Origin of the sequence: Verrucosispora sp. WMMD1129 (genome assembly GCF_029581255.1) — a bacterium.
Lineage (GTDB): Bacteria > Actinomycetota > Actinomycetes > Mycobacteriales > Micromonosporaceae > Micromonospora > Micromonospora sediminimaris.
The window spans coordinates 2,800,373-2,813,777 of the sequence record NZ_CP120741.1; the positions used below are offsets into that span (position 1 = coordinate 2,800,373).

Sequence of the window (13,405 nt, forward strand, 5' to 3'; positions counted from 1 at the left end):
GTTACCTCTTGAACGGGACGAGAAACGACAGCCGACCGTCGAGGGGACCCGTCATGGCCCGACCCAGGATCGTCATCATCGGCGCGGGATTCGCCGGTTTTCACGCCGCACGTCGCCTGACCCGCATCTCGCGCGGCGCCGCCGACGTGGTGTTGGTCAACCCGACCGACTATTTCCTCTACCTGCCGCTGCTGCCCGAGGTTTCCGGTGGGGTGCTCGACCCGCGTCGGGTCACCGTGCCGCTGGCCGACACCCTGCCCGGAGTGCAGGTGGTGCTCGGCGAGGTCGATGGCATCGACGTCGACGGCCGCGCCGTCTCCTACGTGGACCCCGAGGGGCGCACCGGCCGGTTGCCCTACCACCGCCTGGTCCTCGCCGCGGGCAGCGTCAACAAGCTGCTGCCGATCCCCGGCGTCGCCGACCACGCTCACGGCTTCCGCGGCATCCCCGAGGCGCTGCACCTACGGGAACGGCTGATCCAGCAACTTGAGATGGCCGACGCCACCGACGACCCGGCCGAGCGGGAAGCGCGCTGCACCTTTGTGGTCGTCGGCGCCGGCTACACCGGCACCGAGGTAGCCGCCCAGGGCCAACTCTTCACCGACGAGATGGTCCGCCGTCACCCGCGGCTCGACGGGATCCGGCCGCGCTGGCTGCTGCTGGACACCGCCGACCGGGTCCTGCCCGGCCTCGCCGAACGCATGTCGGCCGTCGCCGGGCGCGTGCTGCGCCAGCGCGGGATCGAGGTGTGCCTGGGTACGTCCGTCACCGAGGCCACCGCCGACGGGGTCCATCTCTCCGACGGCCGGTTCGTGGCGTCTCGCACCCTGGTGTGGTGCGTCGGCGTACGACCCGACCCACTCGTCGAGGCCACCGGCCTGCCCACCACCAAGGGACGGATCACCGTGGACGAGCACCTGGCCGTGCCCGGTCATCCCGAGATCCTCGCCTGCGGCGACGCCGCCGCCGTGCCCGACCACGCCCGCCCCGGTGAGATCACCCCGATGACCGCCCAGCACGCCGTCCGGCAGGGCCGCCTCGCCGCCGACAACATCGCCGCCTCGTACGGTGTCGGCAGGCTTCGCCCGTACCGGCACCGCGACCTCGGCTTCGTGGTCGACCTCGGCGGCTGGCAGGCCACCGCGAACCCCTTCCACGTGCCGCTGTCCGGCCTGCCGGCCCGGGTCGTGGCGCGTGGCTACCACCTGCTGTCGCTACCCGCGAACCGCGCCCGCACCGCCGCCGACTGGATCTTCGCCGCGGTCGGTTCACGGCCAAGCGTCCAACTCGGCCTCGTGCCTGGCGCCGCCGTGCCGCTGGACACCGCGGCCCCGGAACTGATTCGCCGCTGATGCCGCCTGCGGGCACCGTGGCTCGTCACGCCGGCGGGCGGTCGACTGGGACAGGTGTCACCCGGTCCCCGGGGTGCCGCCCGGCGGCACCGCCCCACCCCCGTCGCGAAGCAGAGCGGCCAGGGCGGCCCGCGAGCTGACCCCCAGCTTGCGGTACACCCTGGTCAGGTGGGCCTCGACGGTCCGCTCGGTCACGTAGAGCCGCATCGCGACGGCGCGGTTGGTGAGGCCCTCGGCGACCAGGGCGGCGACCCGTTTCTCGGCCTGGGTGAGATCGGGTCCGGTGACCACGGCCCAGCGTCGCTGTCCGGCCCCGTGTCTGCGCTGGGCGTTCACCACCTGCTGGCGTAGCCACGCGGAGGGCGTGCGTTCGGCGATCACCCGGGCGAGGTGAATGTGATTCCGGGCGGCACCGGATTCGCGTAAGGCGTCGAGACAGCCGGCCACCGTGAGGTGGGCCTCCCCGAGTGACAGGTCGGCCTGCCGATCGGTGAAGAGTCGGATGGAGTCCTGGGCGGCGGCCAGCGCGCCGACGGGGTCCCGGCGGGCGAGCAGCACCTGTGCGGTGGCCAGGCGTGCCTCGGCCCGCCGGATCTCCAGACCGAGCGCGGCGGCGGCGGCCTCAGCCCGCTGGGACCAGGCGTACGCCTCGTCGAGCAGGCCACCGGCGACCAGAAACTCGGCGTGCCCGGCGAGCCACTTGGGCTGAAGATCCCGTCGGCGGGGCTGTCCCCGGCCAGGCTGCACCAGCGTGCCGGTCAGGTGTCGCGCCTCGGTGTGCCGGCCCTGGGCGAACCGGATGTGGGACAGGACCGCCAGCGCGGTGTCGTGCAGCGCTGGTTCGTGCCGAGCCTCCTGAACGGCTTCCTCACCGACCGGGGCGGCGGCCTGCGGGCCAGCGCGCCAGAGCAGCGCCATCGCCCGGTAGGTCAACGCAATCGTCACCGCCTGCCGGGCACCGACCGAGCGTCCGGCCCGTTCCGCCTCGATCGCCACACTTATCGCTTCGTCGAGTCGACCGCTGCCGGCGGCGATCCGCGCCTGACCTGCGAGAAGTCCGGGCAGCACGTGCGCCTGGCCGTGTTCCCGGGCCAGCGCCACCGCCCGGGTGACGTGGCGCAGGGCGTCAGCCTTCTCCAGAACGACGCCCTGCACCCAGGCCAGCCATTCGGGGACGTCGAGGCAGCCGGCGAGTGCGCGATCCGACATGGCGTCGACGAGTGCCTCGGCGGCGCGCAACTCGTCGGCGGCTATGTCGGTGGACCCGTGTGCGGCAGCGCGGGCGGCGAGGGTGGTCCGGGCCACCGCCACCAACGGTGGGTCCGTCTCCGCTCCGATCGCCGCCTGGATTTCGGTGACCAGCGGGCCCAGCTCGCCCCACCGGCCGTCCCTGGCGGCGAGTCTGCCCTGCGCCACGGACAGCCGGGGTCGTAGCCGCCGCACCGTCGTGGTGTGCTCCCGCGCCAGCCTGGCCCGCACCGGGACGTTGGGTCCGAGCCGGTCTGCCAGTTCGGCGCGCAGGACAGTCGCGGCGAGCCGGGTGTCGGGACCAGGCAACGTGTCGAGTGACGCCTGCGCAAGACCGAGCGCATCGGTGAGATCGCCGGACGCGGCCGTTGCCCGGGCCCTGGTCAGCAGCGCGTCACCGAGCGCCACCGGATCGTCCGGCGGGGCCAGGGTGACCGCGAGGCGACTCAGCCGGGCCGCCAAGGGCGGGTCGAGGGTCACCAGCTCCCGGGCGATCTCATGGACACGGGCGAACCGGGAGGCGGTCGCGCCGGCCCGCAGCAGGTGCCAACCGCAGGTACGCGGGTCGGCGCGGCGCTGGCGCAGTGCCGCGTCGGCCCGCAGGTGCGCCCCGGCCCGCCAACCGGCGGGCGCATCCTGGTAGGCCGCAGCCCGGACCAGGGCGTGCCGCGGGCGCAGGATGATGTCGTCGGCCGCGTACCGGAGCAGATCCATGCGGACCAGCTGGTCCAGCGCCTCGACGGTCGCCGTGCACCGGAGCTGGCCGACCTCTGCCACCAAACCAGGGTCGGCCACCTCGCCGAGCACGGCCACGGTGTGCAGGATCCGCCGGGTCGGCTCGTCCGCCAGGTCGATCTCCGGGCCGAGGAGCCCTGCCAGGCAGCGGGACGAGCCGAGTTCCACGACCCGTTCGAGCACGAGGATGCCGTCTGCGTCGACCAGTTCCGGGTGAGCGCCGAGGACGGCGAGCAGACCGGGCAGTCGTTCACCGGCGGCCGCCAGCGTCGCACGCCGGGTCGCCGGCAGTACGCGCGGAAGCAGCGCTTCCGCCGCCGCTTCGGGGAGCGCGCCCAGTGGCACGGCCAGTTGTCGTATCCCCGCGCCGGTGCCCGTGACCAGGCGGAGCAGGCCTCGGGGCGCCTGCCGCGGCCGGTAGGCGCAGAGCACCGCCAGCCGTCCGGGGGGTGGCGCGTCGACCAGCAGGTGCCGCAGGGCGGCCAGCGCCGGTTCGGCCCGGTGGGCGTCGTCGAGGACGGCGACGACGGGCCTGACCCGACTGAGCCGACCGATCCGGGCGAGAGCTGCGGGCGTCCAGCGGTGGGCGGCCAGGTCGACATGGAACACGCTCGGCAGTTGACGGAGCAGGTGGGTCAGGAAGGCGGTCTTGCCGGCACCGGGATCACCGGTGATCTCGACGATCGTCGGCTGCCTCGGCACGAGCGCGGCCAGGCCGGTGCGGACCGCAGCGAACTCCTCGTCCCGACCCACCAACATGGACATTCGCTCACGATAGGTGATCCGGACGGGTGATCTACGTAAGGGCTTTCCCCAATGCTCCTGTCGGTACCGGCCCGCGAACATGTGCCGGGTTCCGCCGCCTGGCGGGACTCCCAGCACAGGCGAGGGTGAGGAGAACTGAGTGCCCAGAAATCGATGGCGCCGACTGATGGCGCCGGCGCTCGTGATGTCGTTGGTGGTGTCCGGGATCGCGGGGCAGGGCGTGGCCAGCGCCCGACCGACCGAGGACCGGACCCCGGCAACCGTGGCGACGACGCCGACCGTGGGTACGACGGCGGACGGCGCGGCGCTGATGCGTGGTGTCTTCTTCCTGCAGGGCGAGGTGGGCCAGAAACTGGAGCGCCTGCCGTACGTCTTCATGGACGCCGAGAACCTGCGCAAGAACCGGTCTGCCGAGGCGGTGCAGGCGGTGACCCGGCTGATCGAGGAGGCCGAGGCGGACCGGCCCGGACTGCTCGCCAGCTTCTCCACCGGCATGCGCAGCGGCGATCCGTACCAGGTCGAGACCGCGCTTACCGAAGCCGGCTCGGCGTTGGAGGCGGCGTTGGGAGATCGGCCGATCCTGTTCAGCGATGAAGGTGAAGAGGGCACCGACACGGCGGTCATGGTGGAAACCACCATCGCGGTGGTGAACGTCGGAACCGTCGCGGTTTCCCTGGCCGTGGCGGTCACGGTGGCCGCCGTACTCGTCGTGGTGGCGCTCCTCGACAGCCGGGAGCGGCCCCTGGGCGGCCGCGACCTGGAGACCGAACGGCTCATGGCCCTGTTCGCCACCGAGCTGCGCACCATCTGAACCGGTGCGGGTGGGACTTCCGTGCCCACCCGCGCCCCTTCTTCCGTGAGGAGATGACATGGCGGACAACCGGAACCAGGTGGTCGTATCCCGCCGCCCGGTGTTCTGGATCGGGCTGCTGGTGGGCCTGGTCGCCCTGTTCGACCTGCAGACGTTCCTACCGGGCAACGCGGTCACGCTGCCCGGCCAGCAGCAGGCCGCCCCGGTGTTCCGGAAGCTACTGCCGCAGGGGTGGGCGTTCTTCACCAAGTCGCCCCGCTCCCCCGACCTCTCCGTCCACGCGATCCGCCCCGACGGTCGGTTGGACGACATCACCACCGACGCGTACGCCGAGCCGCGGTACGCCTTCGGGCTCGACCGGTCGGCCCGCGCGCAGGCCACCGAACTGGCCCTGGTGATTTCCCGGATCCCCGGATCGGTCTGGCAGCAGTGCCGGCAACCGACAGCTGCCTGCCTCGTCGAGGCGATGTCGACGTCGGCCACACCGGTCCGCAGCGGTGACGACACACCCTCGGTCTGCGGCCCGGTCGTCATCGCCCGCACCGAGCCGGTGCCGTGGGCGTACCGGGACCTGGTCGCCGGCGAGTTCCGGTACACCCACGTCGTTCGCTTGGAGGTGTCATGCTGACCAGCCGCCCGTCGAGCATTTCCGTTGCGGTGCCCTGGGGGTCCTGGCTGGGGCTCGCCCGTACGCTGCTCGCCACCGCGACCGCCGCGACACTTGTGTTCACTGACGCCGACACGCTGTTCACGCCACTTCTCGGCCGGGGACCCGGACCACACTGCACCGGCCTGTCCGACATCGGCGCCTTCTGTCTGGCCGGGCCGGAGCACGCGGACCTGGTGCGGTGGGCGTGTGTCGCGGTACTGCTGGTGGTGGCGAGCGGGTGGCGACCCCGGTTCACCGCCCTGCCGCACTGGTGGATCGCCTTCAGCGTGAGCACCAGCGTGTCCATCCCGGATGGCGGCGAGCAGGTCAACCAGGTACTCACCCTGCTGCTGGTACCGGTCCTGCTGGCCGACCCCCGCCGCTGGCACTGGCAGCCGTCGCCCCCGGGGGACCGGGTGGTGCGCCCCGGCGGTCGGGGCATGGTGCTGGTCGCCACGGCGGTCGTCCTGCTCTTCGCGATCCGTCTCCAGGTCGCCGGCATCTACTTCCAGGCGTCGGTGGCCAAGCTCAGCAAGGCGGAGTGGGCCGACGGCACGGTGATGTACTACTGGCTCAACCATCACAGCTTCGGCTCCCCCGGCTGGTTGCAACCGGTGACGGACGCCCTGGTGAACCAGCCGGTGTCGGTCGCCCTGCTGACCTGGACTCCGCTGGCGATCGAGTTCGCCCTGGCCGTCAGCCTGCTGCTGCGTCCGGCCGTACGGTGGTGGCTGCTGCCGTTCGGTGTGCTGCTGCACGTCGGCATCGCGGTGCTGATGGGGTTGTGGAGCTTCTCGCTGGCCATGATGGCCGCCCAGGTGCTGTTGCTCGTGCCGATGGGGGCGAACCTGCCCGGCTCCTGGCGGGCAGTCCGGGAACTGGTCGGTCGTCGAGGTGCCCAGGAGCCGGGCGAGGGTGCCCCGGGCGCGGTTGCGGAGCCCACCGAGCGGCCGAAGAAGGACGAACCGGTGCTGGCGGGCCAACTGTCGCACTGAACACGCGGTGTCCGTACGACGAGGGCGAGCCCGGGTCCGCTGCCGGATCGCCCGCACCGATGCGCCGGCTGCATCGCTGCCGGACACATCGACTGCCGGTACGCTGCATCGGCGGCATCGGCTCGTTCCCGCGTGCCGTGGCCACCGTCGTCCAATGGGCGAATTACCCATCGATCCCCCGCACGGGCAGCTGAAAGGTGAACCGACACCATGACGGCGGTACCAGGTGATCTGCCCGCTGCTGCGGATCCGGCGAGCACCGGTCAAGCAGCGGAGGACCTACGGACGCTGTTCGGGCAGTCCATTGCCGTCTTTGCCGCACTGGCGGGGCCGGAGCACCTGGTGGAGGCGGCCAACCCGGCGTTCTTCGCCGCCATCGGCGAGCAACGGGCCCGCACCGGCGTACCGCTCGTGGAGGTGATGCCCGAGCTGGCAGCTCAGGGCTTCATCGCCCTGCTGGACGAGGTCTACCGCACGGGTGAGCCCTACACCGGCCGGGACGTCCGGGTCGTGCTGGGCACCGAGCCGCACGCGCGGGAGGCGTACTTCGACTTCACCTACGAGCCGCGCCGCGACGCCGACGGCCGCGTGGTCGGCATCGGTGTGATCGGCGTGGAGACCACCCAGGTCAAGCAGGCCCAACGGCTGATGGCCGAGCACCACGCCCTGCTGGAGCAGATCGCCCGTCAGGCACCGTTGACCGAGGTGCTCGACGGGATGGCGCGCAGTATCGAAAATCTCGCGCCGCAGGAGATACTCGTCTCCGTACTGCTCGCCGACCCCGATGGTCGGCATCTGCGGCACGGTGCCGCGCCCAGCCTGCCGGACTTCTACAACCAGGCCATCGACGGGATCGCCACCGGTGAGGGCGTCGGATCCTGCGGCACCGCCGCGCACCGGCGGGAGTCGGTGATCGTCACCGACATCGCCGCCGATCCGTTCTGGGTGGACTTCCGCGACCTGGCCGGGCGGGCCGGACTTGCCGCCTGCTGGTCCACGCCGATCCTGGCCCGTGACGGCAGCCTGCTGGGCACGTTCGCCATGTACCACCGCACCTCGCGCGTGCCGCAGGACACCGATCTGGCTCTCGCCCGGATCTTCGCCGGCACTGCGGCGCTGGCCATCGAGCGCCACCACATCGAGCAGGCGAAACTCGCCGCCGAGGCGCGCGCCAAGGCAGCCCACGACGAACTCGCCAAGGCGGTACGCGCGGAGCGGGGACTTCGTGCCGAGGCCGAGCAGCGGGCCGCCGCCGCCGCGGAACTCAATGCCCAGATGCGGGCCGCCGCCGCCGCGCAGGCCGCCTCACCGCACCCGGAGACCTGCCAACTCGGCGGCGCCGAAGCGTGCACCGCACCGGCCGAGATCAAGATCGCCGACTCGTGGGGCGACTCGGCATGGGGCTGTCCCCGCCATGTCGAGGAGGCCATCCTCAACGTACGGGCGGTCTTCATCGCCAGCGAGGAACTCGGCGGCCTGGCCGCCTACCTCAACCGCTGACCCGCCGTTCTGCGACCCTCGTCATCACAGGTCACCTACCGGCGGTCGGGTCGCTGCTCGCGGTGGCCACGAGCGATGTAGTCCTTTGCGCTGGCCACGGGCCCTGCACGCCGAGCCACATCACCCTGAGTCACTATTTCGACACACCTCTACCGGTTCGGTCGGCAGGTCACCAACACTTCTCTCATGGAGAGCAGTGGGCGTGAGCGCAGTGACGAGCGTTTTGAGAAGGTGGCCGAGGAGACCTCCGAGACGGTGACCCATGCGGCCAGCGTGCTGGAGGAGGAACTCGCGGCGGGCATCGCCAGCGCGCGGCGGCTGGAGGAGAGGCTGAGCGCCGACCGCAGGGTGGACCCGGAGGCGTTCGACGAGCTGGTGACGCGGGTCCGCACCGACGGGCACGCACTGATCGACACCGTGGTCGCGCAGTTGAAGACCTCCGACGACCGGCGTGGTGAGGTCATCCGCCGGTACACGTCAGACGCGCACGACGCCCTCGACGGCGTGCTCAACCTCGCGCGGCTGGTGCCGGACATGGCGAACGGGCTGGTCGACCGGCTCAAGCCGGAGGCCACGCAGCAGCCCGCGCCCTCGGACCGGTAACCGGACCACCGGCGTGGCCGGCGGTCATGTCACGCAGATGCTGGAGCGCTATCGCTCTCTCGCGATCGACGCGCTCCTCGCTGGCGTGCCGTCGGGCGGCCCGCATTACCTCTACGACCTGGTGAGCGAGTACCCGCGGCGTTGGGGCAAGGGGCTGCGTGCCGCCCTCTGCCTCGCGGCCTGCCGAACCTTCGGCGGCACGCTGCCGGTGGGACTCAACGCCGCGGTGACCGTGGAACTGTTTCACAACGCGTTCCTCATTCATGACGACATCCAGGACGAGAGCGAGCAGCGGCGCGGAGCAGAGACCCTGCACGGCGAGTACGGGGTCGGTGTCGCGCTCAACGTGGGGAACATGACGAACCTGCTCGCGTTGCAGCGGCTCGCCGCCAACCGTCGGGCCCTCGGCTCGGGGATCGCCTGGCGGCTGTTCGAAGAGACCCAACTCATGCTGCGTCACTCGTTGGAGGGGCAGGCGATCGAGGTCGGTTGGATCCGGGACAACGTCTGCGACCTCGACGCGGACGACTACTACCGGATGTGTCTGAAGAAGACCTCCTGGTACACCTGCATCTACCCGTGCCGTACCGGCATCCTGGTCGCCACCGGTCAGCATGACGCAGTCGACGTCCTCGACCGGTACGGCTGGTATCTCGGTGCCGCCTTCCAGATCCAGGACGACGCGCTCAACCTCGTCGGGGACTTCGCCCGGTACGGCAAGGAGATCGCGGGTGACCTCTGGGAGGGCAAACGGACGCTGATCCTCATCGACTTCATGCGGCGGTGCACCGGGGACGAACGCGAGCGGCTCGTCGCGTTCCTGCGCCGGACCCGGGCGCAGCGCACGGCGGCCGAGGTGCGTTGGCTGCACGGGCGACTGCTCGCCTACGAGTGTGTCGAGTCTGCCCGCCGCAGCGCCCGTGACCTGGCCGCCGCCGCTTTCCGGGAAGGACAGCGTGCGTTGGGTCCGGCGGCCGAGACCGAGGACGGGCGATTCCTGCTTGGCCTACCGGAGTACGTCGTGGAGCGCAGCCGGTAGCGACAGGTGCTCAACCTGAGGCCCCGGGCGGTGCCGTGCTCCGACGGACCTTGAGGGTGGTGCCCAACTCCAGGCCGACCTGCGACGCCCGCTCCCCCCGACCGAGGGCGAGCGCCAGTTCGGTGGCGGTGACGGCCATCTCGGTCAGCGGCTGGTGGATGGTGGTCAGCGGCGGGTCGACCAGGTCCGCCAGGGGCAGATCGTCGAAGCCCACCACGCTCAGGTCGATCGGGATCCGCATCCCCAACCGCCGTGCCGCCTGGTAGACGCCGAACGCCTGCAAGTCGTTGGCCGCGAAGATCGCCGTCGGACGGTCGGGGCGGTTCAGCAGGTCGAGCGCGGCCGTCTCGCCACCTTCCCTGGACAGTTCGGCACGAACGATCAGGTCGCCGCTCAGGCCGGCGGCGTCGCACGCGGCACGGTAACCGTCCAGCCGGGCCCGGCAGCACAGGATCCCTTCGGGCGCGGCGATCATCGCGATCCGCCGGTGGCCCAGTCCGATCAGGTGACGGGCCGCAGACCGACCTCCGGCCCAGTTCGTCGCTCCCACGAAGGGAACGTCGTCCGGCAGTTCGACGGTGGGGTCGAAGACCACGAACGGGATACCACGAGCGCGAAGCTGGTTGCGCTGCTCCTCATCCAACTGCGCCACCGTCACGAGGCAGTCCGGACGGCGGGAAAGAGTGTCGTCGATCCAGTAGCGGATCGCGCTGCGCTGCGGGCCGAACTCCGTCAGGATGACGCCCACACCGTGCTGTCGAGCGACGCGCTCCACCCCTCGGATGATCTGCACGCCCCACATGTCCTCGATCTCGTCGAAGACAAGCTCCATCATGTTTGACCGGGCGGCCGGTGACGACCTGCGATAGCCGTGTTGGTTGATCGCGGCTTCGACGCGCGCCCGGGTCTGTGCCGCCACACCGGACCGACCATTTATGACCTTGGAAACGGTCGGCACCGATACACCGGCGGACTCGGCGATGGCGGCGATCGTCACCGGTCGCAACGGATCGCCGAGTTGCGGCTCCAGGTCAACGGACTGCTCGCTCGACTCGGCGCGCGTCAACCTGGCCACCTTCTCACCGATCCCTAGTGGCCGCGGGGCCCGCGTCGGCCATCGCCGAGCGGCCGATGGCCGCTACACCGTTCAGGGCGCAAGGATAACCGTTCAGTCCGGCGTCGGGGGTGACGCCGCCGGGCACACCACGCCGGCATCAGCCCGGACCCGAGGCAGCCGCACCCGGCGCTTTCATTGACGTCGATCGAAGAAAGTTGTAACGTCTCGCCCGGAAACTTTCTGGGCTGCGATGTCGAAAGTTTCCTCGCGGGAGTTCCAGGGCTCGTCGCGGACGTCAGGGCAGCGTCCGCATATTCCCTCCCCCTTCGTTGCGCGCGGCCGGGCACCCATCGGTACGCCAACCACCGCGCATCCCGGCCGTGACGGCTAGAAGGCCCGAGTCTTCGTACGCCAAGCCCCTGTGCTGGTAGCCCGTCCGCCGAAAGCACGAACCGGCGGAACGGCCGGTCCACGACACGGGCACCACTATGGCGAGGAGTTGCTGATGAGTTCGCAGAACAGACGAAGGACCCCCTGGCGGGCCGGCCTGGTCGCCGGCTCGGTCGCCGCGCTGATGTTGGCGGGGACGATGGTGACCGGCAGCGCCCAGGCTGCGGCCGGCTGCCGGGTGACATACGACGTCTCGTCCCAGTGGCCGGGCGGTTTCACCGCCAATGTGAACGTGACGAATCTCGGTGACCCGATCAACGGCTGGGAGCTGGCGTGGACGTTCCCCTCCGGCCAGCGGGTGACCCAAGCCTGGAACGCGACGGTCGCCGCGTCGGGTAGCCAGGTCACCGCTACGAACATGAGCTACAACGCCGCCGTCGGCACGAACGCCACGGTCTCGTTCGGCTTCAACGGATCCTGGACGGGGAGCAACACCCCACCGACCTCGTTCACGTTGAACGGGGTCGCATGCACCGGGAATGTCGGCCCCTCGCCGACACCCAGCGTCTCCCCGACCGTCTCCCCGACCGCGTCACCCACGGTCTCGCCGACGGTGACCCCACCTCCCGGGAACCGGATGCAGATGGTGGCGGCGATGCAGCCCGGCTGGAACCTGGGCAACACCCTTGATGCCATTCCCGACGAGACCGCCTGGGGCAACCCGCTGACCACCCGGGAGATGCTGCGCCACATCAGGTCACAGGGCTACAAGAGCATCCGGCTGCCGATCACCTGGAGCAACCACCACGGGCCGGCACCGGACTACACCATCGACCCGGCCTGGCTGGACCGCGTCCGCGAGATCGTCGACTGGTCCCTGGCGGAGAACCTCTACGTGATGATCAACCTGCATCATGACTCCTGGCAGTGGATCAACGCCTACCCCACCGACCGTACGAACGTGATGGCTCGGTACCAGGCGCTGTGGAGTCAGCTCGCCGACACGTTCCGCGGCCACTCGTCGAAGCTGGTCTTCGAGAGCATCAACGAGCCCCAGTTCACCGGCACGTCCTCCGACGCCGAGAGCGACCAGGTCCTGCACGAGCTGAATCTGGCATTCGTCCGCCTGGTACGCCAGTCCGGTGGAAACAACGCCACCCGTCTGCTGGTGCTGCCCACCTTGCACACCAGCGGTGAGCAGGCCCGGATGGACGCGTTGCTGACCACGTTCGACGAGCTTGACGACCCCAACCTCGTCGCCACCATCCACTTCTACGGCTGGTGGCCGTTCAGCGTCAACATCGCCGGCGGCACCCGCTACGACAGCAACGTCGAGCAGGACATCATCGGCACCTTCGACCGGGCGTACAACACGTTCGTGTCCCGCGACATCCCGGTGATCATCGGCGAGTGGGCCCTGCTCAGCTACGACTACACCCGGCCGGGCATCATCCAACGGGGCGAACTGCTGAAGTTCTTCGAGGCCGTCGGCCACCACGCCCGCATCCGGAAGCTCACCACCATGCTGTGGGACGCGGGTTCATTCCTGCACCGACCCGAGCTGCGCTGGCGGGACCAGGGCATATACGAGTTGATGATGGCGAGCCTGACGACCCGCTCCGCCACCGCTTTCACCGATCAGATCTACGTACCCCGCACCGGCGACATCACCAGCAGATCGCTCACCCTCAACCTGAACGGTGCCTCGTTCCAGAGCCTCTGGCACGGCAGCACCCGACTGACCAGCGGCACCGACTACTCCGTCTCCGGCAGCACCCTCACGCTGACCCGGGCGGCCGTCACCCGGTTGGCCGGCAACCGGGCCACCGGCGTCAACGCCACCATCGAGGCCCGCTTCTCTCAGGGCGTGCCGTGGCGGATCAGCATCATCAGCTACGATCCGCCCACCCAGACCGCAGCCACCGGCACGACCAGCGGGTTCACAATTCCCACCCAGTTCCGCGGTGACCAACTTGCCACCATGGAAGCCGAGTACGCCGACGGCAGCGCCGCCGGACCGGCCAACTGGACCACGTACAAGGAGTTCTGGAGCAGCTTCCGGCCCGACTACAGCGCCAACACCATCCTCCTGACGCCCGAGTTCTTCGCCGAGGTCAACGACGGCGCTGTCACCCTCACCTTCCACTTCTGGAGCGGCACGCAGATCACGTACCGGCTGACGAAGTCCGGCAACTCGATCACCGGCAGCCCGGCCTGACCATTGCGCGGTGTGGCCGGTGCGGAGTCCCGCACCGGCCACG

At 70.4% G+C, this 13,405-nt stretch carries 10 protein-coding genes; 8 read left to right on the top strand and 2 right to left on the bottom strand.

The genetic code is table 11. The features are described 5' to 3' along the window. Positions 1–53 precede the first annotated feature (53 nt). Positions 54–1,352, top strand: a complete 1,299-nt coding sequence (locus O7624_RS12840) for an NAD(P)/FAD-dependent oxidoreductase (protein WP_282240158.1) — start codon at positions 54–56, stop codon at positions 1,350–1,352. A 57-nt stretch (positions 1,353–1,409) separates the two neighbouring features. Here the strand turns inward: O7624_RS12840 and O7624_RS12845 are convergent, their stop codons facing one another. Beyond that, complete coding sequence (locus O7624_RS12845) at positions 1,410–4,100, bottom strand: LuxR family transcriptional regulator (RefSeq protein WP_282240159.1); 2,691 nt, start codon at positions 4,098–4,100, stop codon at positions 1,410–1,412. A gap of 139 nt (positions 4,101–4,239) precedes the next feature. On the opposite strand from O7624_RS12845, the gene O7624_RS12850 reads away from it, so the two are divergent. The 6 genes from O7624_RS12850 to O7624_RS12875 all read left to right on the top strand — a co-directional run bounded on the left by O7624_RS12850 (position 4,240) and on the right by O7624_RS12875 (position 9,697). Then, entirely contained in the window at positions 4,240–4,911 is a 672-nt protein-coding gene (locus O7624_RS12850; protein WP_282240160.1) for a hypothetical protein, read from the top strand. Between the two features lie 58 nt (positions 4,912–4,969). After that, the gene (locus tag O7624_RS12855; protein ID WP_282240161.1) at positions 4,970–5,539 is read left to right on the top strand and encodes an SdpA family antimicrobial peptide system protein; all 570 of its coding nucleotides are present in this window, start codon (positions 4,970–4,972) and stop codon (positions 5,537–5,539) included. Further along, positions 5,533–6,555 carry a sporulation-delaying protein SdpB family protein gene (locus O7624_RS12860; protein WP_282240162.1) on the top strand — a complete coding sequence of 341 codons (1,023 nt, stop codon included), beginning with the start codon at positions 5,533–5,535 and terminating at the stop codon, positions 6,553–6,555. The genes O7624_RS12855 and O7624_RS12860 overlap by 7 nt, the downstream gene beginning before the upstream one ends. Positions 6,556–6,765: 210 nt before the next feature. Beyond that, positions 6,766–8,055: a GAF domain-containing protein gene (locus O7624_RS12865; protein WP_282240163.1), complete on the top strand. Its 1,290-nt coding sequence runs from the start codon at positions 6,766–6,768 to the stop codon at positions 8,053–8,055. Between the two features lie 186 nt (positions 8,056–8,241). Continuing rightward, the gene (locus O7624_RS12870) at positions 8,242–8,658 is read left to right on the top strand and encodes a hypothetical protein (protein WP_093408461.1); all 417 of its coding nucleotides are present in this window, start codon (positions 8,242–8,244) and stop codon (positions 8,656–8,658) included. Between the two features lie 37 nt (positions 8,659–8,695). Then, a complete protein-coding gene (locus O7624_RS12875; protein ID WP_282240164.1) occupies positions 8,696–9,697 on the top strand; it encodes a polyprenyl synthetase family protein in 1,002 nt (333 codons plus the stop codon). A gap of 10 nt (positions 9,698–9,707) precedes the next feature. Here the strand turns inward: O7624_RS12875 and O7624_RS12880 are convergent, their stop codons facing one another. Next, positions 9,708–10,772, bottom strand: a complete 1,065-nt coding sequence (locus O7624_RS12880; RefSeq protein ID WP_198413226.1) for a LacI family DNA-binding transcriptional regulator — start codon at positions 10,770–10,772, stop codon at positions 9,708–9,710. Between the two features lie 487 nt (positions 10,773–11,259). On the opposite strand from O7624_RS12880, the gene O7624_RS12885 reads away from it, so the two are divergent. Then, the gene (locus tag O7624_RS12885) at positions 11,260–13,362 is read left to right on the top strand and encodes a cellulase family glycosylhydrolase (protein ID WP_282240165.1); all 2,103 of its coding nucleotides are present in this window, start codon (positions 11,260–11,262) and stop codon (positions 13,360–13,362) included. Positions 13,363–13,405: the final 43 nt, after the last annotated feature.